This window comes from Rhodopirellula sp. UH5 (assembly GCF_056839225.1).
Genome location: NZ_CM166390.1, coordinates 588,378 through 614,639, shown reverse-complemented (window position 1 = coordinate 614,639; position 26,262 = coordinate 588,378). Strand labels below are relative to the sequence as shown.

Here is a 26,262-nt window from a genome sequence, read left to right as displayed (position 1 = left end):
CTGGCGAAATCGCGTCGCAATCAACAATGAATTTGAATCACCACAGCAGTTTCGCAGATTTTGGCCTGCTGTCATGCCCGAACCACTCCCCAGAGACCAAAAGCTAGCGAATTTTGCGCCACAATTACATGAGCTCTTCTTCCAGCAAATGGCAGTAGGCGTCGTAACGCCTCGCATCGATTCGAGCGTCCGCGACTGCGTTCTTCACTGCGCAGTCATCTTCAGCCAGATGCAGGCAGTCTGGATAACGACAACCGCTCACATACGGACGCAAATCGGGCATCAATCCGGCCACTTCACTGGCACTGATGTCCCACAGCTGGAACTGCCGAATCCCCGGCGTGTCAAAAACAGCCCCCCCATCGGCGAGCGGAATCAGCTGAGAGGCTGTTGTCGTGTGTTTTCCCTTGTCATTGTCCGTGCTGACCGCGCCGATTGCCAATCCCAGGCCCGGCTGGACCACGTTGAGCAAACTGCTTTTTCCAACACCGCTCTGACCGGCCAAGGCGGTTTGCCGGTCCTTCAGCAACGCACGCAGGTAGTCAACATTCTGTCCGGTTTCCGCAGACGTGGGCAAAACCCGATAGCCAAGCGCTGAATAGACGCCAATCAAGGGTTGCAAATCAACCAAATCGATCAAGTCGACTTTGTTGATGATCACGATCGGTTCAATTTCGCATTGATGCGCGGTCAAAATCATCCGGTCGATCAACGCCGGTTTGATCCCCGGTTGCTCCGCGCTGGCGATGATCAGCATCGCATCGATGTTCGAGACCAAAACATGTTGCTTGCCGCGACTGGTCCGACTGATCATCCCCGTTCGCGGTTCGACTCGCTCGATCATTCCGTCCGCTTCGGACTTCAGTGACACGCCATCACGCGACTCAGCCCGAAACCACACTCGGTCGCCCGCCACGATGACGTTTCGTTGAGTTGTGCTGAGAGACTTCAGGACTTGGCGGACCGCGCAGGCGTACAAGACACCGTTGTCACCCAGCACCTTGCTCTGCAGACCGTGAACGCTGAGCACTCGGCCTTGAAGCAATTTGTCTTCATCGACCGATAGCTGCACATGCATTCCGGCAGCTGATTCGGGCGTCGCATCCGCACCTTGGATGGTGCGTTTGCGAGTCAGTTCCCCTTTGCCTGTCAGCCGTTCGGATTGAACAGCGTCATCTTGCGAATCACCTTCGTGGAAATCACGAGTCAGATCACCACGCCGTACACGGCCTTGGTGCTTCTTTCGAAAATTCGCTCGGAGGTTTCCGCTTTGCTTCTTCGCCAAAGGTTCAATCTTCGCGTCGAGCGGAGGCATTGGACGTTCGTTCAGCGGCCCCTTCGGGTGCCATGATCTGCTCGACCTTGCCGTCTTCGTCGCCGGAACGCTTGTGAATCGAAGGGCCAATCAGCTCTGTCAATTCGACTTCGTTCAGCTCTTCGCGATCCAACAGCGCCCGGGTGATCGTTTCCAGTTGGCCACGATGTTCCCGCAGCAGCTGTTCCGCTTTCTGATCCGCTTCCATCAGGATCCGAGCCACCTCTTCGTCGATCAGTTCTTGCGTGTGTTCGCTGAACTGACGCTGCTGGTGAATCTCGCGACCCAAGAACGGATCTTCGTCACTGGTTTTGTAACTGACCGGTCCGATCTTCGCGCTCATGCCCCAGTGGGTGACCATCCGTCGAGCGATGCTGGTGGCGCGTTCCAAATCATTTTCGGCGCCCACGCAGGTTTCGGTGTAGATGATTTTCTCGGCCGCACGGCCCCCAAGCAACACGATCAATTGATGCTCAAGTTCCTTTTTGCTCATGCTCAAACGGTCTTCGTTTGGCACGTACTGAGTCACTCCCAAGGCACGACCACGCGGGATGATCGTGACTTTGTGAACGATGTGCGAACCTTCCAAATGCCAAGCCGTCAGGGTGTGCCCGGCTTCGTGGTAGGCAGTCTTTTCTTTCTCGCTGTCGAGCAAGACCTCTTCCCGCTTCGCGCCCATCAAAATCTTGTCGCGAGCGTAGTCAAAGTCGTTCATTTCAACGAGTTTTTTGTCGTTCCGAGCGGCCCAAAGAGCAGCCTCGTTGACCATGTTGCGAATGTCGGCTCCGGTCAATCCGACCGTCCCCGCAGCCAAACGGTGCAGGTCAACATCGTCACCCAGCGGCACGTCGCGAACATGGACCTTGAAGATCTCTTCGCGGCCCTTCATCGTCGGACGTCCCACCGTGACGTGACGGTCAAAACGACCGGGACGCAGCAACGCGGGGTCCAAGACATCCGGACGATTCGTCGCAGCGATCACGATCACGGCGTGAGCCCCGCTGAAACCGTCCATTTCACCCAGAATCTGGTTCAGAGTTTGTTCCCGTTCATCGTGGCCTCCGCCCAAACCAGCGCCACGCTGCCGACCGACCGCATCGATCTCGTCGATGAAGATGATCGAAGGCGATTGCTCTTTCGCGGTCTTGAACAAGTCGCGAACCCGACTGGCCCCCACCCCGACAAACATTTGAATGAATTCACTGCCGTTGACGCTAAAGAATGGCACATCGGCTTCGCCAGCAACAGCGCGAGCCAACAGGGTCTTCCCGGTTCCTGGAGGCCCGTTCAGCAGAACCCCCTTGGGCACTTGGCCGCCAAGTTTCTGAAACTTCTCTGGCGTTTTCAGGAAGTCAACGATCTCCTGCAAATCCGCCTTCACGCCTTCGAGTCCAGCGACATCATTGAATGTGATGACCTTGTCGGTGGCTTCAAATCTTTTTGCGGGACTCTTGCTGAATCCTGACAAGAAACCGCCGCCCATCATGTCGTTGCGAGTGCGACGAATCATCATGAAGATGAAGAAGAAGATCGCGAGCGGCAAACCGACCAGAATCAACAGATTCAAAATCGCGGCCGTGTTGTCTGGTGGTGCGAACTCCCAGTCCTTGATCTTTCGCTTTTCAAGATCTTCCGCCAATTGAACGGCATAATCCGCGCCGGCAGGCCGGGTGAATTTGAATCGCTTCAGCAATTCCTTCGGTTTTGCGTCCCCGTCGGACGATTCGCTGGCAGGAATTTCTGGGCGAGTTTTGAACTCCCCGGAAACCTCGATGTCGCCAATGCGAACCGATTCAATGTTGTTTTTCTCGAGTTCACTTCGGAAGAAGCTCGCCGAGATCGTCGATGACGGTTCGGGTTGATTGAAAAACAGCATCGCGGCCAAGACCGTGATCACCAAGGCGATGATCATCGGATTTCCCCCACGGCGTCCCGTCGAGAGCTCTTCCTTGTTGGATTTGTCCGAAGAGTTCGATTCGGAATCCTTTTTCATACCGTTTTTTCCTCAAAATTCACTGTTCGTTGGCACTGGCGATGGCGCGTTGCCTCTCGCCAGTGCAAGGAGTGTACCGCGATGGTGGATCGTTGCCTAACCGGATGTCTCGATCTGAATCGAGGTGGCCAGCAGTTGCTCCCGAGACACGGGTTGGAGCGTCCTGGAGGTCGATTCGCGAAACTGAAGTCTAGCTTCCAAACTGTCTCATCTTCCCAAACAACCGAAATTCGCAATCCTGATCAAACTGGCTGCGACAGTTGTTCCGGGAGTTTTTTCTCGCCTGTTCCGATGGCCAAGCCACTTTGGCAGTCTTCGCGATCTTGTTTGACACAATCGACTGCCGCCGCCCGCCCCGAACCGCGGCGTGATCCAGGGTTTTCGCACGAAGCTGGCGTTTGCACTTTCACTGCCAATCACTGCTCAACCATTCCCAAACCAGAGGTTCGCAGCCATTGCCACGCCCGAAACCGGGTCGTGAGAATACGCCCCGCCCGATCAATTCGTTCGATCGTTGCAAGTCCGATCCGCTCGCGTCGAGAGATTCCCGGCTGAACTGAACCTCAAACGGACCGAACGATCACTCATCGCATCACTTTGTAGAGATGGCTTTTCGTCCGCAGCAACAACCCATTGCCGAATGGGACGGGGCTAGCAACCGTGAACTGCTCGTCGTCGTCCACTTCATTGGTGTGCAACAAGGTTGGTTCTGAATCGCCTCCGATGTGCTCCAGCACAGAAGTCGCTCCGGCTTCGTCGGTGATGTAGAGACGATCACCGACGATCAATGGCGAACTGCTGTAGCTGGCCCGCGTTCGCGCCAGCGAGGTCTCCCACAGCGTTTCTCCTGTTTCAGCCGACAGTGCGTACAGCGTTCCACGATCACGTTTGCCATCTGACATCACATACACGACACCATCACGAGCAGCCGGTGTGGGGACATCCGACCCAACGTCATCGCGCATCCACAGAATGGCATCCTTCGCTGCGTTGGCATCTTCACCAGCTGCGATCAACTTTTCCATGTCGACTCCAGTCAAGGTGGCACCACGTGAGTAAGGACAAACGATGACGTTGCCGGTGATCACGGGCGATGCGATCGACCGAAAGTACTTTTCCTGGTCCGGATTGAATCCGCCGAGGGTGCCCAGTCGCTTGCCGGTTTTTGCATCCGTCAGCGTCAGGTGGTCGGCGCCCAACACAGCCACCACCGGTTTGCCATTCACCTCGGTTGCCAACGGGGTCGAGTAGCTTTGGGCGGCTTCTTCGGGAGCTGGCACCATTCGATCATCTTTCCACACCATTTCGCCGGACTCGATGTCGAATGCAACGATGTAGCTGGGCCCGGTTTGCATGACCGCGACGACCACCAAGTTGTCAATGATCATGGGCGAGGAACCAAGGTCCCACCAAAGCGTGTCCTCACCGAAACGTTCTTGCACATTGATGTGCCAAATGGATTTGCCGTCCAAGTCACAACAGGCCAAATCACCACTGCGGAAGTAGGCAACCACATGCTTGCCATCCGTGACGGGCGAAGGGTTGCTCCCGCTGCCTTTGCGGTGCTTGTTCCCGCGGTCTTCGCCCAGGGGAGTTTGGAACGCGATGTCCAACGAATCGATGTCGATGCCCAACAGATGATTCTTGCCATCAATGCCGCTGGTCAAAAACGCTCGGTCACCAACCACCACCGGCGTGCTGGCACCGCTTCCCGGCACCTTGCGATGGATCGAATCTGACTCCGACCACTGAATGGGATAATCGCCTTCAGGTGCAATGCCTTGTTGCGATCCGCCGCGCCACTGCGACCAAACGACATTCCCGGTGCCCTTCGAATCGGCTGAAACGGGTTCCGCGGCGTCCATGGAAAGCGAGGACCAGGACACGGCTCCGAAACAAACCGCCAGGGCAGTCAAGCGAGTCAACGAGAGCGATGCCGGAGAAAGGAACTGGGACATCAAGCGGTCTCCACAAAGAGGGGCGGAAGGAGGCGGGGTGGGAAACCGCCATTGTGAAGCACCCGCGGCGCAATTGAAAGCACGTAGAACCGTCGTCGAATGCACCCAAGCCGCAATTTCCTGGAGGTATGCCAGTCCCCGCCGAACCAACCCGAAAAACTTACTCCTCCGTATGGTGCCAGCCACCTTGATTTGACTTTGCTGCGGCGATGCATAGGATGCTTTTGTCTTGCCAATCCCTATGGAGAGCAGAGCGATGCCGCGGCCTCAGCGATGTGAACAGTTTGATCCAAACGAAGTGGGAATCGTGCACGTGGTCCAGCGATGTGTGCGGCGGGCCTTCCTCGCAGGGGTCGACCAAGCGACTGGCAAGGACTACTCGTTCCGCAAAGAATGGATCCGCAGGCGGATGGAAGCCCTGGCTTCGGTGTTCGCGGTCGACGTTCTTTCGTACGCGGTGCTGAGCAATCACATGCATCAGATTCTTCGCAATCGCCCCGATGTCTGTGCTCAGTGGAGCGACGAGGAAGTCGCGATTCGCTGGCTGCGGGTCTTCCCCGGCAGACGCCTCGAAGAACACCTGGCCGAGCCGACTGAAAACGATGTTCAGATGCTGGTTCGCAACAAGGAACGTCTGGCCGACGTCCGCCACCGCCTGTCCGATATATCTTGGTTCATGCGAGCCCTGGCTGAACCGATTGCTCGAATGGCAAACAAACAAGACGAATGCACCGGTAGGTTTTGGGAGGGACGCTTCAAAGCACAAAAAATCGTCGATGAGGCAGGGTTGCTCGCGTGCAGCATGTACGTCGATCTGAACCCGGTCCGGGCAGCGATGACGGCGACTCCCGAGACCAGCCCGCACACCAGTGCCTACGACCGAATCGAAGCTCGCAAGGGCGAACGAATTGCTTCGGCGGCCTTTGATCTGAAACCGATCCCGACAGAAGAAGCCGGACGAGAAATTCGAGAGACGCCGGTCGAAGTTCTTCAGCAAAAACGAAAAGCCAAACGACGCAATCCAACCGGGAAGCGCATCCGACGAGACGAATGGTTGAGTCCACTGACGCTGAACGAAACCAAACTGTCCACCGAACCGCAAGTCCACACGAAGGGTCTCCGCAGCAGCGATCGCGGATTCTTGAACATCCGTTGGAGCGACTACAGACGATTGCTGGACTGGACTGCGGCGCAGTCCGTCGCCGTTCGAGTCGCTGAGCTGCCAGCGCGTCTCGCTCAAACGCTGTCCGAGGTTGGAATCGACGCTTCGATGTGGCGAGACTTGGTGTGGGACTGGCAGAAGTACTTTGGCAGAACCAGCTGCATCGGTCGTCCTGAATCGATGAAAGCGGATGCCGAACGAACCGGCCGCCACCACCACCGAGGCCAGGTCCAAGCCGCAGCCTGCTTCGGTTGAGCCGGCCCGAAGCGATCGCCGGCCTTCACCGTGGTGAATGAGACGACGGAACAGTTGGGGACAACGGTTCGACTCTGATGCGCTCATTCCACCAGAATCACGAGGTCGACACCTCTCGGCAGACGATCGTTCCCGCGAATGCTCGTTGAAACCATGGGAGTCGTTCCCAATCAGCCATTGAAAACGCCGGAAGTCTCGCGACGCGGGGTGCAGTCGACTCAGTAGCGCGTGCTTGTGATGTTGGGGCGACAAAATCCGAGATTGCTATTGGAGAAAAAGCGACGCCCGTCCCCTAATGTGAGTTTTGGCAAACAAGCACTCTCAGGAAACGGACGTCATGAACAAGTCTAACGGATTCGTTGCGTTGGCTGGATCACTTGTGGATCAACTCGACATGCAATGCCTCAAGCAACTCACCGCCATCGCGGTATCGTTGATTGTCGCGGTACGCTCTTTTTTGGCGGGGCGATGTCACACCTGCCTCGTTTGACCGGTTCGAGAGACGGATCGAAACACTCGTCCGTTCTCTGGGCCGGTTGATCATCCAGCACGCGCTCTCGAAACTCGAAAGCGACGAGCGCCCCGGCGGCTTCCGTTTCGACAATGCGTCGTTTCGCGTCAATCGCAAGACCTTGCAAACCCTTCATACCCGTTTGGGAACGATCCGCTTTGAGCGATGGTATTTTCAAACTTCCGATGCCTGGTATCACGGACTCGCTCCGCTGGACGTTCGCTTGGGCGTAGTCGATGTTCGTCGCGGTTTCACCTCGGGACGACTCTCTCCAGCACTGGCTGATGCGGTGGGGCGGTTGGCCGCTGAAATGCCTCAGCAAGCAGCCATCGAACAGATCGCTGAGCGGTTCGACGTCAAAATGTCCGTCGATGCCTATCGTCGCAACGTCGATAACATTCATCGGCTCACCAGTGAGCACAGCGACGAACAGGCCATCGAGCAGCTGATCCTGTGGACTGCCGCAGCCAACCAAAGCCAAGGGGAACGGTGTGTTTTGCTGCAATTGGGGCGTGACGGGGTTCACGTGCCGCTTAGACCGGGATGGAAAGAGTCGGGCTGCGCGACGCTCAGTCTCTTTGATCGCAAAGGGCGGCGACTGGGAACGATCTACCTTGGCGAGGCACCACGCAAAGACCAGTTGTTCCTCACGCGTCGGCTCGATCGGATTCTCAAAGCGTACTTCACGCGATTGCCGTGCGAGGTCCCGGTGCTGCGTTACGTGACGGACGCTGGAGCGCTTCCGCAGAGCTACTTCAAGAACACGCTTGCTCAGATGAAGCATCCGGTCAGTGGCGAGCCGCTGTCGTGGAGCTGGGGTGTCGACTTCTTTCATGCTTGCGAGTATCTGACGAAACTCGGCGATGGTCTGTTTGGCAGCGACACCAACGAAGCTCATCGCTGGGCCGAGGAGAGTAGGCGGATTCTTCGTCATCAAGACGATGGCGTCAGCGCGGTGATTCGGCGAGCAGCTCAGCAGGAGCGGCGTCATGGTTTAAAGGGCAAACGTGCGGACTTCGACAGCGGCCTTGGTTACCTGAAGAAGTATCGCCCGCACATGGACTACCAACAGAGGCGTGCTGCCGGCGAGCCGATCGGTAGCGGCATTACCGAGGCGGGATGCAAGGTCATTTTCAATCAACGGTTTAAGCAATCCGGGATGCGTTGGAAGCGTGACTCAATGCAAGCAATCATCGATCTTCGAGCCACCCATCGAAGTGGGTTATGGAAAGGCGTTTGGCGGAAAATTCTATTCCCCGAGCACCAGCTGCCACCGATAAACAGATTGCTTGGCTCAAAGAAGTCGCTGGCAGCTTAGGGTCGCATGCTACTGAGCCGACTGCACCCGCGACGCGCGACGCCAAAACCAACAAGGTGGCTGGCACCTTATAGAAAGAGGCGTTCAAGAAGGCTGAGAAGCGGCCATTGCCTTGGAAAGTAGACAACGTCCGCAGACAATCCGGACAGGTCGCAACGTTTTGGATCAACGGCGGAAGAGGAAGAACGATCCGTTGTCCGCGACGTTGAACAGTGGGTTTCGATAGCGTTGTTTCGGTCCGGTCACACCTGGACGGAAGGCGAACCCGAGTGAGAGATTCCAACCTTCCGCTTCGTTGGCGTCCAACGCCGTGTCGTCGCCGGGGCTGAAGTATGCCGAACCAACCAACAACGACCAATTGGTTTGCAACGGAATTTCCATCTCGCTGCCCCAGATGAAGTGCTCTTCGCTGGTGCCGCCCAAGAACGCGGTCATGTGCCCGGTCGTTCCCATCGCTCGGCGATAGAAGGCGCGGTACTGGTCGACCGGTTCGATCGTTTCCGAACTGGTGAAGCCGCCTGCTTCGGTGGTCACGGTCTGATCCGTCACCCCCGCCATGAATTGGAATCCAAACTCATGACACGCGGACACCTTCCAGCTCAACTCGCCACGAAGCTGAACAAGATCGCTTTGGTAGTACCAATCTTGATTCATGTAGTCGACGACCAAACCATATTGCAGCCCGTAGTCGACGCGGCGGAAGAAACCGCCCGTCACAAAGACTTGATGCATTCGTCCGCTAGTGAACTCTTCGCCTTCCAAGTTGGTTTGAGTCGCTCGCACACCGAGTTGGGCAGAGAGATCCAGTCCCAACCAATTGCGTAGGTCACGTCCCTCGTTGAACCCTTGGTAGTATCCGAAACTGCCGCTCCCGCCGCGAGGTTGCCCGGCGACGTCCAAAGCGGGGTAGTTCATGGGTGACTTGAACGATTGCGATCCGGCGAAGAAGGAAAAGCGACTCCAATCGACTCGTAAAATCGGCAGGAACAACGGGAAGCAATCGATTTCGGCTCCGCCGCACATCCCATCGCATCCGCCGTCGCAAAAGCCGCTGTCACAGCCCGACACCAGATTGCCGGTGCAGGCATCACAACTGCAAACGCCGTACTCCTCCAACCCACAACCCACCTCGAGTCCGCAGCTGGCTTCCATCCCGCAACCAGGACCGCCCATGACGCTTGCCGACGAGCAGGCATCGCAGTCGCAACCGCCGTCCAAGTAGCCGACCTGATTGACCGAAGAAGACGCCGATTGGCGACGTTGCACGGCCGGGTCACTGCTTTGTGGCGACCACCCCGAACGACTGGACGCTCGAGCGGACGACGTGTTTCCCTGTGAAACGGACCGGCTGCGGATCAACTGTTCGGCCGCGGTCGCGGTGGACAATGTCCAGGACGAGACCACACAAAGGAAACACGCAAGCAGGCACAACAATCGACGGGGAATGGTTATCATGAGACGTCATTGCCGGAATAGGGACATGGAACTTTCTTCTTATCGGACGTCATAACCCACCTCATGAATAAATCTTGCCTAACCGGAACATTCGGTTCCTTCTTCCCAAACACACCTGAACTCTCACCGGAAAGTTTCACACGGATCGCGTTCCAGCACTGCAAAAGCATGCGTTTGGTTGTGATTGCGGCAGCACTGTCCGGCACCTGCCTGCACTCCCACTCGGCCACTGCTCAAGATGCAGCCGACTCCCAAGCCACTCCTGCCACGGCCGAGTCCAAGGCAGTGACTTACCCAGATGATTTTTGGACCGAAGCAGAAAGCCCCGTTTACCCTCGCGGTGCGGTGATCTCCGAGAACGCGCTGTTCGTCGTTGATTCCGACGCACCAGGAGTCTGGACGGTGCCTTGGCCCGCAGACAAAGCGGCGAATCCAGAACGCTATGTCACCGGTTCTCGATACCTTCGCAAAACAATGAACCGGCCCTTCTGTGCCACACCTCATCCAGAGGGCGGCGTGCTGGTCGGCGATGCGGCAACCCGTGAGATCTACCACATCACGCCCAATGCGGACGCTCCAGGGGGCCAAGATGCAAAACCACTCAACGGCGGATTCCTGGGAATCCCCATGGCACTGGCCGTTTCACCTGACGGCAAAACCATTTACGTCGGCGACGCAGAACGGCGAGCCACGTTCGCATTGCCGATCGAGGGTGGCGAACCCGAATTGGTCGTTCGCGTGAACGCTCGCGGGCTGATCTTTGACGACGAGGGTGCCCTCTACGCCGTCACACCTGACGCCGATGCGGTCGTGAAAATCAATGTCGGCGAGAAAACCAGCGAGCCCGTGGTGACGGATCGACCGTACGGTTTTCCCGGCGGGATCGCGTGGCACGACGGCACCGGTTTCGTTTCGGATGTCTACGGGAAATGCATTTGGCAATTCACCGCCGACGGCAAAACCGAGAAATGGTTCGATGAGGAACTGCTGCGAGGCCCCGTTGGCCTGAGCGCCACCGCCGACGCCGTGATCGTCTCCGATCCGAAAGCCAAGCAGGTCTACCGAATCGACCGCGAAAGCAAAGAAGTCACCAAGCTATTCGCAGAATGATTCGCAAGCGTCACGGCTTGTCGATGGAGTCGTCCACGACGTTTCAACACCTGTAGGATGGGAACTCTTGTCCGTCACAGTGGCAAGAGCAAGTTGGAAACCCGACGCGTCGGCGAGGCTCCTCCTTCACCCCCACCCAAACCGCGCGATTCACTCTTGCGTGAATGGCTCGGGTTCAATCTCGGGCAATGGGCTGTCGTCACGGGCAAAGAACATCAGGTGCTGCCACGGCAACGCGTTGTATTCGCGAACAAGTTTCAAATCAGACGCTTTGTACTCCTGCATGATTTGGGCCTTGGACATCTTGTGCAGCGGTTTGATTGGCACCGCGGGATCTTCCGCACGGTATTCCAACAGCGCGATCACGCCCTCGGGTTTCAGCGATTGCCGAATGCTCCATAGCATCGATTCGGGATGCGAAAACTCATGGTAGACATCGACCAGTAGCACCAAGTCCACTTGGCCAGTGGGCAGCTTGGGATCGTCAATCGCTCCCAGAACCGGTTGAATGTTATCCAGTTTCGCACGGGCGGCATTTCGCTGAAGCATTTGCAGCATCTCTCGCTGAATATCAACGGCCAACACCTGGCCTTCCAGCGATTCCGTCTCTGAAGCCGCACCGTCGGACTCGTCCTTGGGATCCACCGCTGCAACACCGTCGGAGGAATCCGTCTTGGGTTTGACCGCCACGGCGCGAGCCATCGGGATCGTCCAGTAACCATTGCCGCAGCCCAGGTCGACAACGGTCATGCCGGCTTCCAATCCCAAGCGGTCGAAGGATTCGCCGGCCTTTTCTTCGTCGTCTCGTTCCGGGCGCACCAACCAGGCAGCACCGCGATGCGACATCGGTTGAGCCACAATCCGGCCCATGTACGTCCGACGGGCCTCTTCGTTCGGGCGTGGTTTCTCGGACTGACGAGCAACCTTTCCGGTTTCATCAGCCGCAATCAAGTCATCGGCGTCCACGTTCCCAGTCGTGATCGCTGCCAAACCGACCAACACCCCGAGGGCGTGCAAAAGAGTGAAACGCATGCTGCTTTATCAGGGGGTGTTAGGAGAGGTCGTCGCGATGGATCGTTTCAATCAGTCCTCGTCGCTGAGCGCCAGCTCAAACTTGGGTTGAAACGCGTTTTCAAAATCGTAGACGTTGTCAAAGTCTTCACGCCGATCCGACTCGCTTTTTCGCATTTGCTCGATCCGAATCAGATTGTAAACCAATTCGCCGAAATCGCCGGTTTGCCGCAGGCCCCAGTTTTCGAGCACCATTTGGGCCAGGTATCCGAACTGGTCGACGGCATACAAACGGCACGCCTCGCAAAGTTGTTGCCCGGTCAGATGACGCGGCGCATCACTGCTGGGGTCATCACTGGGGCCAAACCCTAGCGGGCCGATCTGGTCCAAATTCTCGTGGGCGTATTGCAACGCTTCGCGAATGAATTGATAGGCTTCGAGTTTGTATCGAGTGTCGTCTCGCAGGAGATCCTGCATCGCTTTGACAGGGGATGGCATGGCGAAGAATCGAGGAAAAGAAAGGAAGAGGCTCGGGAAGGATCAGCGTTTACGTTGTTTGGGAGGATCCCCGGAACCCCGTTTTGTCACGCTGACGACATCCCCCGCAGGAATCATAACGCGTCGATGGTCATCGGTCTTGACCACCAATTGTCCGGCCAAGATGTCTTGGGCGAGAACCTTTGCCGCCCCATCGCGGGTCAGGATCTCGCTGCCGATGGGGGGCAGTTCCTCGGCCATTTCCTCGTAAGTTTCAAATTCGTATCGCAAACAACACTTCAGCCTCCCGCAACGCCCCGAGATTTTCGCAGGATCCAACGACGCTCGCTGGACCTTTGCCATCTTCATGGAAACCGGCGGCATCTTGCTCAGAAACCGGCTGCAGCAGACCTTTTGACCACAATCACCGTAATCCGCCAACAGCTTGGCTTCGTCACGAATCCCGATTTGTCGCATCTCGATCCGCGTCTGAAATTCGCGACCGACCAATTTCACCAACTCGCGAAAATCGACTCTTCCGTCGGCAATGAAGTACACGATCACACGCTCGCCGCCCAGCAATCGTTCGACGTCGATCAACTGCATAGACAATTTCAGTCGGTCAACGCACCTTTTTGCGACATCCAAATCCTTCCGGGTCATCTCCGACATTTGCGACCAATCGCCGCGGTCGGTGACATCAAGACGGCGAATGATCTTTCCATGGACCGGTTCCGCGTTGCCTTTCGTCGGGACTTTTTCAACCGCTTCGTCCGTCGCTTCGCACAACACCGTCGCGATCTCGGTGCCGCGATCAGTGCGAACGACCACCTCATCGCCATAGCGGAAGGGTTCTGCCGCGCTCATCACCCCCAATAGTCTCATCGAACCATATCGGCACACGTACCCGTCCGGCGGTCCGGCGGGTGGACGCGAATCGGCGTCGTTCGAAGCAGGGGGCGAAGGTTTGATGGGTCGGTCCGTCGATGGATGATACGTGTTGGATCACCCAATTGTACGCGATCGCACGGGCTCGCCTAGATTTGTTGCCCGACGAGAAATTTTCAACGGGAACACAGTGGATAAACGTGGCCGTTTCCATCGCCCGGATTCCGCCGCAGCTTGAACTCGGGTAGTGGAGCTGTTCAAGAATTTCGAATTGCACCGTGCTTCGCCGGACGTCTTCACCACGTTCGCAAAGAACGGCCCCCGAATCCCCGGTCACGGCGAAACACGAGGATCCGTTCAGCGAAAAGTTCCGCTTTTGCCGTGACACAAACGGGTGATCGATCCATGACCAACGTCACCGGAATGCCTCACTGGCGAGCGTGCTTGAGCGCCAGCAAGCAGTAGGCGGTCACCAGTTGGCGATCGCCCTCCATCCAACGCTCCGCTTCGCGATTGACCCACGAGCCATCTTCTTGCTGTTCCGCTTCAAGCTTGTTGATCAGATCCATCCGCCAATCACGCGAACCGGCGTCGGTTGATTCAATCACTTCCAATCCAGCCACGTCGAGCGCCTTGGCAAACGTGTGGTAGTAGTAGTACTGGCCTTGGGCTCCCATGCCAGGGTTGTTTTCCAACGTGTAGTGTTTGCGGATGAAATCGAGCGCGGCGTTGACGCGAGGATCCTCAGGAGTCAGCCCGGCATAAATCATGCTTTTCAGTCCGGCGTAGGTCATCGATCCGTAGCTTCGCAAACCGCCGTCAGCAGATTCACCAGCTTGGCTCTGTCCACCAGCCGCCGGCGTGTAGTAGAACCCGCCATCACCGACTTTGTCGGCGTAGTCTGTGTCGTTACCATGTTGAGCCAAATTCTGGGTGCGACTGACAAACAGGAGTGCCTTTTGAATGGACTCGTCGTTGGCATCGGTGCCCAGATCACGCAGTGCTTCGATCAAGAACGAAGTGTTTGAAAGATCAGGACGCGAGTGACTGCCATAGCCGGCTCCACCATAGGCCGTGTCGCTTGGTTGCGCGCCTTCGTCTTCGTCCCACTGAATGTCTTTCAGAAAGTTCTTGGCTCGTTCCAGTTGGCTGTCGAAACGACCGTCTTGGTTGGCCTTGTTGAGCGCCATCGCGGCGGTCGAGGTTTCGTAGTTCCGGTGCTTGGATCCGACCGCGTAAATCCCGCCATCCGGCTGGACCTTGGATTCCAAGTACTGGACGGCTTTCACCACCACCGGGTCGGATGAAACCGCCTCGGGACGATGCTCCAAAATCGCTCGCACGCACAATCCGGTCACGGCCGCTCCGGTTTCGCCGCTGAATGCACCTTCGTCGCTCTGCCCACGCGTGCGTAGGAACTCGATCCCGCGGTTGACCATTTGATCGATTCGTTGATCCGCAGTTCGCGAATCTTTGACCGCAGTCTCTTGCGCCATCACGGGCGAAGTCAAACCAGTCGCCACCCCGATCGCGGATGCAACCATCCACCCCAAGGCGGTTGTGGCAAACGTGCGGGTGGACGTTCGAGTGATCCATTCCAATTGCATGATGGTTTTCCTGCGCAGGGTTGCGTGACGTGGAAGAACGCGAGCAAGGTCGCGAATTTGATTTGAGATCGGCGCCGGAACGAACCGACGGAACCCTCTTCATTGTCGCTGCTCACCACAGAATGTTCAATTGACTTCCCGGCCAACCGGCTGACGGAAATAGCATCACCGCTGGTGGATTCCCCGCCATCACGCGACCATGTCGCTCGACACCACCGGGCGGTGCAAACAGGCAACTGAGCAGAACGCCTGCGACGCGACCTAGCGTTTGACGCAGCGGTAAATGAACGCCGGCGGCATGTTCCGCCAAACCGTGGGGCTGCGATGGACCTCGGTGAACGCACCTCGAAGCTTCTTCGAGAACCGTTGCCCGGCCGGCAAAACGACGCCCTGCCAATAAGCGAACGTGGCGAACTGACCACCGGGAGCCAGCACGTCCAAGGTGGCTTCCAGAATGCTGGTTTGCAAACTGTCAGGGAACGACGCCCAGGGCAATCCGCAGATGATCGCGTGGACCTGATCGATTTGATGATCGCGGCAAAGATTCGCCACCGATTCAGCTGACTCTTCCACCACATTGACTTGCGGGCAACGGGCCCGGGTGATCGCAGCCAATTCGGGTGATCGTTCGATCGCGAAAAATTTGGCGTCCTCGTGCAAATGGCTTTGGATGGCCTCGGTGAAGACCCCCGTTCCCGGCCCAAATTCAACGACTCCACGAGCCGTGTCCCAATCGAACCAATCCACCATTTGCCGCACCAATCCAGGGCTGCTGGGCCAAACGGCACCAACCTGAGTGGGGTTACGAGCAAAGTTTTTCACAAACGTCCACGCCCCACCGCGAGGGACCTCGGGAGGATTCGAAGCGTCTTGGGAAAGCGACGGGGAAGATTCCGAAGGCATGCAAATTTTCGCGTGGCAAACAAAAGTAGAATTTGCACTACGATAGTGGTCTCGCACCGCCGTGACTATCTCGCTCTTGTCTTTCTCTCATGCGTTCACCCAGCCAATCCATCCAAAACGGTCGTCGGGTGGACGAGATCAACATGACACCGATGATCGATGTCGTGTTCCTGCTGATCATTTTCTTTCTCGTCTCCAGTCACCTGGCTCGGCAAGAAAACCGACACGCGGTCAATTTGCCCTCGGCGTCGTCTTCAATCGATAGCGATCCCAACGCCGCTCCGATCAACCTGACCATGGACTCATCGCATCAACTGTGGCTGGGCGCGACACCGGTTGGGCTGGAAGAAATGATCACCCGGTTGACGCAAACGAAATCGATCGCAGAAACGCCTGTCCGACTGCGAGTCGACCAATCGGTCGCCTATCAATTTGTGGAACCGGTTCTGCACCAAATCAACCAAGCCGGCATTCGCGACCTTTCGATCGCAACGCTGCCATCCAAGCAGCGGTCAGGAGCATCGCCATGAAGCGACCTGGCATTCGAAGTGGTTCGCAGCAAAGCATCGGAATGACTTCCATGATCGATGTCGTTTTCCTGCTGCTAGTGTTCTTTGTTTGGACCAGCAGTTTTGACGCTCCCGAGCAAGACATGCCGGGCGGGTTGGCAGTCGCTGCAGATTCCTCGGCAGCGTCGTCGGAGTTGCCCCCCCAAGAAGTCACCTCCGAAGCATCTGTCGAAGAGCTGATCCTGAAAATCGAACGCTCGGGTGAGTCCTCCGTGCGTTATCTGTTGGGCACCACCAGGCTGTCGTCGCCCGAATCATTGCGATCTCGATTGGAAGCGATCGCGGAACTTGGCCTTTCACCTCCCATCATCGTGGATCCCGAAGGAGAAATCTCAATGGCCGTCACGGTCGCCACCGTTGATCTGGTTCGCTTGTCAGGATTTGCCCAAGTTCACTTGGCGGTTTCCGCCAATTCATCGGGGCCTGGGCAAGCCACCTCCCTCGGCGATGGAGCTGAGTCGTCAGAGTTCCAATCGTCGCCGGAGCCAGCCTCGCCATGATTGCGAATCGAAGAAAGACGGCCTGCTTCGTGGGGTGCTTGGTTCTCTTGCCATTGGCATCAGCCAACCGGGGATGGTCTCAAGCATCACCCAACGGTACCGCTGACAACGCATCCATGCGGTCGGGTCGACTGGTGGATTCGGGATCCTCGGACAGCCTGGTGCAGTCCACTCGCAATGATTTGATCGAAGTCATCGCGCGCCCCATCCCCGATGACAAGCTGTCGGTGCTGTTGACCAACGTGGGCGAGGCCGATGCCAAGCTGAAGGCACGTTTGACTGAACTGGAATCGCCGGAGTCCGCCCGTGAGAAAAGTTTGACTTGGCTCTCACGTGTCGAACTGGCCGTGTTGAAATCCGAACTTTTTTCGCAGGGAAGCGGTGACGGCGTGGCGTCGGCTGCCGAGGCGGTGCAGATCGCAGAAGCCGCGTTGCTGGCGCTGCCCGCCGACGGGGTCGCTCGATCGGAAGTGTTGCGTCTGTTGGCAGAAGCCCATCTGCGGCAAGGCGACGCGAGATCCGCCGCCGCTGTGCTTCGAGAATCCCTCAAGGCAATCCCTGCCACATCCGATTCGAATCCGCCCTCCGAATCATTCCGAGCTTTGCGCATTCGAGTTGCACTGACGGCAGGTGATTTGAAGGCCGCTGAGAGGATGCTGCAGCAAGTTTACGCCGACGATCCCAATGCAGCCCGTGTGGGTGTGCAAATGGACTTGGCCTTCCTGCGTTACTTGCTGGCGAGACAAGACGAAACGGCAGTCGCGGATTGGTTGGAATCGATTCACGAACGGCACGGGGCGAACGCCAAGGATCGCGCCGACACGATTGTGGCCCAGTTTCGGTTGCAATCAACCGAGGGCGTCCCCCGACCAACTACGGATGATTCAGACCCACGGCTGTGGATCGCCGACGCCATGTACTTCCTGCGTCGTGGCGAACCGATGCAATCCGCTCTGCACTTTGCCAAGGCAGCCGCTTCGGATCGCGTCGCCTCGCGAAGTGTGAACTCGGCACTCAAAGCCGCCGCACTCCTGGCACGGCAATCCAATTCCAAAGCCGCGGTGGAGTTGTTGCGACGGATCAGCCAGCGACACCCAAAGGCTCCCGAGTCGGCCCAAGCATTGCTGCAAGCGGCAACGATCGCCCAGGCAGCCGGGCCGACCGTCGCCACGGATTCCGACGTCGACGAGATGCTGATCCAAATCGCGAAACAGTGGCCGGACTCCCAATCGGCCTTTGCTGCCATCCGGTGGCGAATGGAATGGGCTCGGCGAGATGAACGCTGGCTCGACGCCGCCAAAATCTCACTGCAGTTTGCTGAGACACACTGGGAAACAGATTTGTCTGAATTGGATTCCGTGCGTGACAATGCGCTGAGGGCGTGGGCAACGGCTTGGCTTCGATTGTCGCATCCCGCAGCGATCAAGGCGATGCATGACGAACTGGACGCTCGCGACGATCTCGGATTCATCCGGACGATTCATGCCGACCTGATCAGTCTGCTCGCGGAAACAACCGACCCACGTTGGCCTGAGTTTCAATCCGATACCAGTGAAGGGTTCTTCCGTCAGTTGCAATCATTTCGCCAGGGGCAATCTCGTTCCATCGAAGCGGTTCCTCCCACCGGGCTGAATGAAGCGTTGGCCAGACGCTTGGAAATCGACGTGGCTGCCACCCCAACCCGACGAGTCGACATCGGTGACTATTTGCTATCCCTGAAAAGTGAGCAGACGGAAGCCGATGCGAAACCACGTCGCTTCCCCAGCGATCTGCAACGAGTTGGCTGGATGATCTGGGGAGGGCAAAGCGAGAAGGCCGAAACTCGGATCGCGAAAGAGCTTCATCAATCACCTGGGCAGGCGGCTCAGTGGTGCCGGAGAGCGGCCAATGCCTACGCCGTGTCACCACTGAAATCGGATCAGAAACGTGCGGCCACTTGGTGGAAACGACTGGCCGACGGTCTGCCGCAGGGCACCGCGGCTTGGCACACAGCAACGATCGGATGGTTGCGTGCGATCGCAGACTCAGGGTCCCCCGACAAGGCAAAAGCCACCGCTCAGTTGATCATGTTGACGACACCTCCAAGCACGGCGTCTGATCGCGCTGCATATGAGAGCCTTGCAAATTGAACAGGCGAAACGCCGAGCCCGGCAGTCGATGCTACTGTTACTCATCGACGCCAACTCCGCCCCCCCTCTGTTCAACACCTTTGATATGAAAGCCTTCCGCGACTACCTCCAGTCTCACGGCGAGCTTTTTCTCGATGTGCTGGAACTTGCAACTTGTGGGTTCTATCTGCGGCCGATCCATTCGAGCCCATCGCCCGACACGCAACCTCCGCTGTTTAGCCAACTTTGTTTTTCCTCCTTGGACCAAGTTGCCCCGCCTTCCGCCGACGCGGTTTCGACATGGCTCGATCTCGTGCATCCGGACGACCGAGAGGTTTTTGAACGCCGTGTTTGGGCCCCCAAAAAACATCCTGAGATCACCGAAGCGCCTCTCCAGTATCGACTGCGTCGCGGTGACGGCAGCTATCGATATTCCGAAGAACGCGGACGAACAATCACTCTCAAGGAAAGTGGGGAAACGATTTGGCTGAGTGTCCTGCTGGATGTGGACCAGCAGTTTCGCGCCAAGCGAGAACTCGAAGACAGCCACCAAGAAATCCAAACGATTCTGGACACGATTCCGACTTTCGTTTGGATCAAAGATGAATCGCACCGGATCCTACGGGTCAACCGGGCCGCCGCTGACGCCACCGGTTTGAGCCCGAAAGAAATCGAAGGCCAACTCACTCGTGATATCTACCCGCAACAGGGAGAGCGTTTTCAAGCCTCCGATCGACAACTGTTGCAAGACAAGCAACCGCTTCGACGAGCTCGGGAAACATTGGAGAATCAAAACGGCAAAGACTACAAAATGCTGATCGACAAGTACGAGATGCCTTCGCTTCACGATCACGCTCCACGCATCCTGGTCGTCGGCACCAACATCACCGAGATCGACGAGGCACAGCAGGCTCTGGCAAACAAAGAGGCTCAGTTTCGAAACCTCTTCGAACGCAGCCCAATGGGCAGTGTGCTGATCGATTCCAATCACCAATTGCAATTGGTCAATTCGAAGATTGAATCGATGTATCAACTCGCCCCCACCGCTGATCACCCGATTCAATTGAGCGATCTGATGCCGGTGTATTTGCACGAACACCTCACACCCCCAGCGGACAAGCGGGCATCGCAAGCGTCAACACTTCGTCAACTCGAGTTTCAAACCACTCGCACCGATGGCAGCGAGATGCGGATCAGTGTGGTCACCGCCCCAATCGAAGTTGAAAACCAAATCATGACCCTGGCGACCTTCACCGATATCACGGAACCTCATTTGGTCGCGATCGATCTCAAAGCAAAACAAGAAGAACTCGAACGCAGTAATGAAGACCTGGATCGCTTCGCCTACATTGCGTCGCACGATCTCAAAGCACCGCTCCGGGGCATCATGCACTTGGCTGAGTGGATTAACGAAGACATGCCCAAGCAGGTTGGACAAGAGGTTCGCGAACACCTCACGATGCTGAACGCTCAAGTCAGCCGGATGGACGGGTTGCTCAATGATTTGCTGGCCTACGCTCGCGTGAACCAACAAACCGATACAGTCGAGCCGATTGACCTGAACATGGCGTTGCCACAACTGTTCGCGTTCATGTCCCCGCCCGACACGATGCGATTGTCACTGCCAGAACAATTGCCGTGCCTCACCACTGCTCGTGGACCACTCGAACAGGTCTTCCGAAACTTGATTGGCAACGCCATCAAACACGCACCGCAAGGCCGTGTCATCACCGTCACGTCTCAAGTCATCGACGAGTCCTATCAATTCACGGTGAGCGATGATGGACCCGGCATTCCGTCCATTGCTCAAGAACGTATTTTTGGAATGTTCCAAACGCTCGAAAGCGGACAAGACCGTCGCGGAACTGGCATGGGGCTGCATTTGGTGAAACGATTGGTCCAAGTCCAAGGCTGCGAAGCTTGGGTTGATCCCGGCAAGGGCAAAGGAGCCACGTTCCGCTTCACTTGGCCGACGGATGAGAACATCATCACAGCGGCCGAACCTCAGCTGAGCATCAGCTGAGGCACCACCAAATGCGTGCCGCCAATCAGGTTTGTCGAGCGAGCTTCAGAATCAATTGTTCGAGCAAGAAACGGTCACGGCCTTCCGCGCTGTGCGTTCCCTTCAACCGAAGATCCGCATCCAACAACCACGGCAAGAGCTGCTTCGCTCGCTCGCGACCAATCGACTGCAACTGTTTCTTCGCCGATTGAATTTCAAATCCACGCCGGATGCCGCCGGCCGCCAACGCGTCCTCAAATTGCCAGGGACGCCCACTTCGTTCGCGATATTCGATTGCAGCGGTGGTCATGCCCAAACGTCTCAGCGACCACGCGATTTGAGGCAGCAACGCGATCGCCCGTTGCCCGCCACTGAAGAGTTTATCGAGCTGCCTCAAAGCTTCTGCGGCATCCCCCGCCGCAATCGCGTCGGTGATTTGCCAGACCGTCTTGCCTTGCCATCCCGCGACGACATCGCGCACCAGCGGCTCTTCGATCTTTCCTCCCACGTCCACGTACAACGCCAGCTTTGCGATCTCGGTGTCAAGCATCCCAATCTCTTCCCCCAACATCTCGATCAACGCATCGGCAGCGGCGGCGGCAAGTTGGGTTTTGTGACGCTCGGCAACAAAGTTGGTTAGAAACTTTCGACGCGACGCCGCAGTGACCCCGAGTTTCGCATCGGTGGCACTGGTGCAAGCGACCAGCAAGTGCTCTTTGTCGACCGCCTTGTACACTCGCGTGTTGCTCGCGAGCGATTCCAGTTCCAACACCAACCGCGTCGCATCGCCAGGCGCGGCGACGTACTTTTCGATCTCGTTGCGATGGTTGGAAAGAAACTTGTCAGCGGATCGGACGACCAAAGTTCGCTTGTCCCCGCCGTCAAAGTCAAACAACGACGCTGTGGCTAAGTCGTCACGCAGGTCCGACCATTTGCAAACCTCGCCGTCGACCTGCGTCCATTCACTGTCGCCAACAATCGCATCGATCGCCCATTTGCGTAGTGTGCTGTCCACACCGTAGACAACGCCGATGCACGCTCCCGCCTGAGTGGATTCTGGCGCGGAAAGATATTCAAAGGCGTTGAATCGGGGCATTCGCTATTACAGACCGCGTTCTTCGGCAAAGGAGTAGATGCGATACATCTCTTGATCGTCCACTTCGCCGGTCACCTTCAACGAGCCATTCTCGTCGTACAGCAACATCATCCCCGGCTCTTCCAATTCAGAATCGCCCGTCATGGGCAACACGCGGCCACCCTCGAGATCGATGACCGTGGTTTGCGAAGTCACCTTCGCATCTTCTACCTTTTTGACCACGAGATCAATCGGATCAATCAACTCCGCCGGGCCCTCGTAGGAAAGAACAGAACCTGGGCTGATGCTTTCCATCCAAATCGGCATCACCGTTTTATACGTCGTGTTGTAACTGAAGTTGACTGCTTTCGCGGTCGGCGGATCCGGGGAGTACTCCACTTTCTTGCCTTGAACCGTCAACACCTTCGTGCGTGGTGACTCGACAGGTCCAGCGAAGTAGTCATTGAAAGTTGGCAGCGAAATCGGCGGGCTCGGTGCACTCCATTCCGACCAACGTTGGAAGTGTCCCTTGCGGGCTTTGTCCGCTTCGGCGGCTTCCATCAACTTGGAGACTCGTTGATAGACCTCGCCCGACAAGGTGGAGACCTTGGGTTGTTGCAGAGCGTTGGCGGGGAAGTTCGGGTCCACGACCGCCAACCGAATTCGGTAGACGTATTTGCGACCAGGACGAGGCGTATTCTTGTCGGCGGTGCTCGCAAAATCGTAAAACCGCATCAGCTTGTATTCAACGGGATCTTCTTCCACCATCGCCATCCCGCCATAGGCTCCCATGCCGCCCATGCCCATGCCCATGTCCATTTGCATCCCCATGTCCATGCCCATGTCCATGCCCATATCCATCCCCATTCCCATGCCGGACATTCCCGAAGCATTGGGACCAGCCAATTCGAGGTCATCGATCCCGAACTCTTGTTCCTTCATCATTTCCTCGCGAGCCTTCATCTGCTCTTCGCGACGGGAGATCATCGGAATCAACGGGTGAGTGACGAAGTCTTTGTAGTCAACCAACAAAATCGGCGGGATGTACGCGGTCACGTTCAAGTCGCGATATTCTTCCGGCACAACTTCTTTGGCATACCCGGCCCAAAGCTTGGCTGCTTCCAAAACGTTCTTTTCACGCGTGTAGCGAACCACCCAGTCCTTGTCGGTCAGTTCGTCCACGCTCTTGTTCGTCACGTCAGCACGTTGCACCTCGTAATTGTGGTACAGCGGTTGGTCGCGAATCGGCAGGTAGCCTTCCGCTTCTTGAAGCGCCTCGCGGAATGATTCGGCGAGCACTTTGTGAGGGATGACGGCGGTCCCGGAAATGAACCAGGCGTATTCCGGCACTGGCTGCATGCTGTCCTTCGGAGTCGCAACGAACCCAAAGTTGTTTTTCGCATTGAAACGGCGACCGGCTGATGAGGCGGACATGGTTCCCATGCCGCCGGCCATCATTCCCATGTCCATGCCCATCCCCATGTCTTCGCCGTACATCCCAGCGTCCATGCCCATGCCCATATCCATCCCCATTTCCATGCCCATGCCCATCATTTCATCCATGCCACCGCCACGGCGATTTCTCCCACGACGCGGGCGAGGCTTCTCTTGTTCCACCACTTCCAAGGCTTCGGCACCTTCCAGATCCTTGAGCGCGTAGTCTCCACTTCGCGAGAGCATTGCGATCGAAGCGATGTGGCTGTCGACACGCAGTTCCATCGGCGGATGCATCACCGGGTCCTTGCGTCGAACCGAGGTGTCGATTGTCTTGCGTTCCAACAGGTGAGGCATCTTGTACGCCGTGGAATCGACCGGCGTCCGTTTGCGAGCGGTTTCCGCCAGGATGTCGAACTGCGGTTTTCGTTCGGGCAAGATTTGCTCGTTGTGATCCTCATCGATGCTGCTCCGCACCGTATTGGCATCGGTGGCCAATCGCTCGGGCTGCACCTCGTCCAGCATGTTGGGCATCTGCAGGCCAGCGTAGACCATCCACGCAGCCGCCAGAACAACGATTCCGACCACAAATTTTTCACCGTGAAGGATGAAGAATTGCTTGATCTTGTCGGCATCCATGAGTTGTCTCGCACAAACGAAAAAGAAAAGGAAAGGTTGGCGACGAGGTCAATCAAACCCGGTTCATCGATTGGAGGGTCGCCTCCTCCAATCAGAACCACAATTTCAAACGGCTATCCCGTCGTCGCGGCGGAACCACCTGTCACCGACGCTTCGCCCGCCGGGGGTGCCGGTGGATTGGCGTCATCCACAGGATTCACCGCATCCGGTTCCGATCCGGCTGGTGGTGGCAAAGCTGAATCGGGCGTGTCAACAGGAGCGGTCGCATCGGCTCCGGATCCCGCCGCACCATTGCCGCCATTGGACTCCTTCAGATCTTCCTCTGCACTCTCGGCCATGGTCTCGCCATCCAAGACGGTGTCTTCGGTGACCAGTTCCACGCCCAATTGATCTTTCTTGGGTGGGTTGTAAATGTGAATCAGACCATAGACCTCGACGGTGACATCGAGAGGAAATTTCTCCTTGGGACCTTGGCTGGCTCCTCCACCCATGCCCCCCATACCTCCCATGCCCATGCCGCCATCCATGCCCATGCCGCCCCCCATGCCCATGCCTTCATCCATTCCCATGCCGCCCATCATTGAATCCATGCCACCCATGCCGCCACCCCCGCCACCGCCCATCGAGCCAACCGCACTCGCGCCAGCCGATTTTGGAAGGATTCGGACCTGTTTGACCTCGACCATCAACGGTGCACTGCCGCACGCTGCCAGCAAGTCTGGGATGTAGCGTTGGTCAACTTGGAGAGACATCATGACTGGCACACGCTTCGCAACTTTCAACGGTGCGTCTTCGGGAGATTCGCTTTCCAGAGCGGATCGCAAGGTCGCCCCATCAATGGGTTCATAAGCGGTATCGACGTAACGATTGTCAACTGGATCGGGAGCTTCCATGCCACTCATTCCACCCATGCCTCCCATACCGCCCATGTCTCCGTACATATCGTCCATTCCCCCCATGCCCATGTCCATTCCCATATCCATGCCCATGTCCATTCCGCCCATGCCCCCCATGCCACCGGCCATCGCAACACCTGGTTTTTGAATGGAACCGGCGGTGAACTTCACCTTCTTACCGAGAGAGAGGTGGTTGATGACGTGAATCTTGGCTTCGAACGGTTGCTTCGCATCGCCATTGACGTCCGCCACGATTCCCAGCAGTTGCCGCAGAATCCAAAGGTTTTCTTGGCTGTAATAGACTTCCAACGTTGTGGGACGACGACCTTGCCACGGGAACAATTCCGAGATGATGGCTGACTGCGAACCCACAGGCCAATCCACCAATGGAACATCTTCCACGCCAGCGATGTTGACTGGACCGCGGCCCATTCCCATGCCCATCCCCATCATCGAATCCATGCCACCCATCATGGCATCCATTCCACCACCGGCCGCACTGTTGGAACGGAATTCGGCTTCCCATTCGGCTTTCGCGATCTCTGCGATGCTGGGCAACACGTTCTTGATATAGAACGCGTAGGTGTTCAAGAACGATGTGGGCTTTTCCTGCCCTGGTTCTGGCGGGTAGGCAATGTGGGCCTCGATCGGGACGAGGTCTCGAAATTCGTCGACGAACTCCTTGGTGAGTTCCTCTTCGGGCCACACGAGGATGTCGCGTTGGGCATCGTAGACTTCTTGCCAAGCCTGCAAGACTTCGTCCTGGCGAGCTTCAATCAGTAAATCCATCGCCTCCTTGGAAGTCGGGTTGGGATGCTCGTTGAGTTCCGAGCGCAACGACGACACGGCACTCACGTCGCCCTTGATCTTTCCGGCGCGACTTGTGTTCTCCTTCACCAGATTGCCGGTGACGATGAACCAGATCGCCAGCGCACCAAGCGTGATGGTGCCGGTACCGATCCAAAAGCCATACTTGGCTGCGGAAGCGAATGCTTGCTTGAGTTGATCCATCGATCAGACCGAGTCGAGAGTGAAAAGGTTGTTTGTGGGTGGCGAGGTGATCGCCGAAAAGTTGG

The 26,262-nt window shown here is 57.0% G+C and carries 20 protein-coding genes; 8 read left to right on the top strand and 12 right to left on the bottom strand.

Going from position 1 to position 26,262, the window contains the following annotated elements; translation table 11 throughout:
* Nucleotides 1–124 precede the first annotated feature (124 nt).
* From rsgA to UH5x_RS02230, 3 genes are all read right to left on the bottom strand, one after another.
* Nucleotides 125–1,285, bottom strand: coding sequence for a ribosome small subunit-dependent GTPase A (rsgA, locus tag UH5x_RS02240; RefSeq protein WP_047816148.1), 1,161 nt, complete (start codon nucleotides 1,283–1,285; stop codon nucleotides 125–127).
* A 4-nt stretch (nucleotides 1,286–1,289) separates the two neighbouring features.
* Entirely contained in the window at nucleotides 1,290–3,308 is a 2,019-nt protein-coding gene (gene ftsH / locus UH5x_RS02235; protein ID WP_047816123.1) for an ATP-dependent zinc metalloprotease FtsH, read from the bottom strand.
* Between the two features lie 584 nt (nucleotides 3,309–3,892).
* A complete protein-coding gene (locus UH5x_RS02230; RefSeq protein ID WP_482634554.1) occupies nucleotides 3,893–5,266 on the bottom strand; it encodes an outer membrane protein assembly factor BamB family protein in 1,374 nt (457 codons plus the stop codon).
* A 256-nt stretch (nucleotides 5,267–5,522) separates the two neighbouring features.
* Between UH5x_RS02230 and UH5x_RS02225 the strand changes: the two genes are divergently transcribed.
* From UH5x_RS02225 to UH5x_RS02215, 3 genes are all read left to right on the top strand, one after another.
* The gene (locus UH5x_RS02225; protein WP_482634553.1) at nucleotides 5,523–6,683 is read left to right on the top strand and encodes a transposase; all 1,161 of its coding nucleotides are present in this window, start codon (nucleotides 5,523–5,525) and stop codon (nucleotides 6,681–6,683) included.
* 337 nt (nucleotides 6,684–7,020) lie between these two features.
* The gene (locus UH5x_RS02220; protein ID WP_160311436.1) at nucleotides 7,021–7,173 is read left to right on the top strand and encodes a hypothetical protein; all 153 of its coding nucleotides are present in this window, start codon (nucleotides 7,021–7,023) and stop codon (nucleotides 7,171–7,173) included.
* 142 nt (nucleotides 7,174–7,315) lie between these two features.
* Nucleotides 7,316–8,512, top strand: a complete 1,197-nt coding sequence (locus UH5x_RS02215; protein ID WP_150122566.1) for a transposase — start codon at nucleotides 7,316–7,318, stop codon at nucleotides 8,510–8,512.
* 165 nt (nucleotides 8,513–8,677) lie between these two features.
* Here the strand turns inward: UH5x_RS02215 and UH5x_RS02210 are convergent, their stop codons facing one another.
* On the bottom strand, nucleotides 8,678–9,967 hold the full coding sequence (locus tag UH5x_RS02210; protein WP_047813141.1) for a DUF6666 family protein: 1,290 nt from the start codon (nucleotides 9,965–9,967) through the stop codon (nucleotides 8,678–8,680).
* 168 nt (nucleotides 9,968–10,135) lie between these two features.
* Between UH5x_RS02210 and UH5x_RS02205 the strand changes: the two genes are divergently transcribed.
* Complete coding sequence (locus UH5x_RS02205; RefSeq protein ID WP_047813140.1) at nucleotides 10,136–11,077, top strand: NHL repeat-containing protein; 942 nt, start codon at nucleotides 10,136–10,138, stop codon at nucleotides 11,075–11,077.
* A 150-nt stretch (nucleotides 11,078–11,227) separates the two neighbouring features.
* Here the strand turns inward: UH5x_RS02205 and UH5x_RS02200 are convergent, their stop codons facing one another.
* The 5 genes from UH5x_RS02200 to UH5x_RS02180 form a co-directional block, all read right to left on the bottom strand.
* Nucleotides 11,228–12,109 (bottom strand): class I SAM-dependent methyltransferase, encoded by an 882-nt coding sequence (locus UH5x_RS02200; protein WP_482634552.1) that lies wholly within the window; start codon nucleotides 12,107–12,109, stop codon nucleotides 11,228–11,230.
* Nucleotides 12,110–12,160: 51 nt separating this feature from the next.
* Nucleotides 12,161–12,586 carry a Minf_1886 family protein gene (locus UH5x_RS02195; RefSeq protein WP_047813137.1) on the bottom strand — a complete coding sequence of 142 codons (426 nt, stop codon included), beginning with the start codon at nucleotides 12,584–12,586 and terminating at the stop codon, nucleotides 12,161–12,163.
* Nucleotides 12,587–12,628: 42 nt separating this feature from the next.
* The gene (locus tag UH5x_RS02190; protein WP_482634551.1) at nucleotides 12,629–13,450 is read right to left on the bottom strand and encodes a PSP1 domain-containing protein; all 822 of its coding nucleotides are present in this window, start codon (nucleotides 13,448–13,450) and stop codon (nucleotides 12,629–12,631) included.
* Between the two features lie 431 nt (nucleotides 13,451–13,881).
* Nucleotides 13,882–15,060 carry a prenyltransferase/squalene oxidase repeat-containing protein gene (locus tag UH5x_RS02185; RefSeq protein ID WP_482634550.1) on the bottom strand — a complete coding sequence of 393 codons (1,179 nt, stop codon included), beginning with the start codon at nucleotides 15,058–15,060 and terminating at the stop codon, nucleotides 13,882–13,884.
* A gap of 261 nt (nucleotides 15,061–15,321) precedes the next feature.
* A complete protein-coding gene (locus UH5x_RS02180; RefSeq protein ID WP_047813135.1) occupies nucleotides 15,322–15,963 on the bottom strand; it encodes a class I SAM-dependent methyltransferase in 642 nt (213 codons plus the stop codon).
* A gap of 89 nt (nucleotides 15,964–16,052) precedes the next feature.
* On the opposite strand from UH5x_RS02180, the gene UH5x_RS02175 reads away from it, so the two are divergent.
* Genes UH5x_RS02175 through UH5x_RS02160 form a run of 4 tightly spaced genes read left to right on the top strand, consistent with a single transcriptional unit; the run spans nucleotide 16,053 to nucleotide 21,163 of the window.
* A complete protein-coding gene (locus UH5x_RS02175) occupies nucleotides 16,053–16,493 on the top strand; it encodes an ExbD/TolR family protein (protein ID WP_047813134.1) in 441 nt (146 codons plus the stop codon).
* On the top strand, nucleotides 16,490–17,032 hold the full coding sequence (locus UH5x_RS02170; RefSeq protein ID WP_482634549.1) for a biopolymer transporter ExbD: 543 nt from the start codon (nucleotides 16,490–16,492) through the stop codon (nucleotides 17,030–17,032). The genes UH5x_RS02175 and UH5x_RS02170 overlap by 4 nt, the downstream gene beginning before the upstream one ends.
* Nucleotides 17,029–19,161, top strand: coding sequence for a tetratricopeptide repeat protein (locus tag UH5x_RS02165; RefSeq protein WP_482634548.1), 2,133 nt, complete (start codon nucleotides 17,029–17,031; stop codon nucleotides 19,159–19,161). The genes UH5x_RS02170 and UH5x_RS02165 overlap by 4 nt, the downstream gene beginning before the upstream one ends.
* 28 nt (nucleotides 19,162–19,189) lie before the next feature.
* The gene (locus UH5x_RS02160; RefSeq protein WP_482634547.1) at nucleotides 19,190–21,163 is read left to right on the top strand and encodes a PAS domain-containing sensor histidine kinase; all 1,974 of its coding nucleotides are present in this window, start codon (nucleotides 19,190–19,192) and stop codon (nucleotides 21,161–21,163) included.
* Between the two features lie 25 nt (nucleotides 21,164–21,188).
* On the opposite strand, the gene holA is transcribed toward UH5x_RS02160, so the two are convergent.
* The 3 genes from holA to UH5x_RS02145 form a co-directional block, all read right to left on the bottom strand.
* Nucleotides 21,189–22,238 carry a DNA polymerase III subunit delta gene (holA, locus tag UH5x_RS02155; protein WP_047813132.1) on the bottom strand — a complete coding sequence of 350 codons (1,050 nt, stop codon included), beginning with the start codon at nucleotides 22,236–22,238 and terminating at the stop codon, nucleotides 21,189–21,191.
* 6 nt (nucleotides 22,239–22,244) lie between these two features.
* Complete coding sequence (locus UH5x_RS02150) at nucleotides 22,245–24,290, bottom strand: hypothetical protein (protein WP_047813131.1); 2,046 nt, start codon at nucleotides 24,288–24,290, stop codon at nucleotides 22,245–22,247.
* Nucleotides 24,291–24,403: 113 nt separating this feature from the next.
* The gene (locus UH5x_RS02145; protein ID WP_482634546.1) at nucleotides 24,404–26,197 is read right to left on the bottom strand and encodes a hypothetical protein; all 1,794 of its coding nucleotides are present in this window, start codon (nucleotides 26,195–26,197) and stop codon (nucleotides 24,404–24,406) included.
* Nucleotides 26,198–26,262 lie beyond the last annotated feature (65 nt).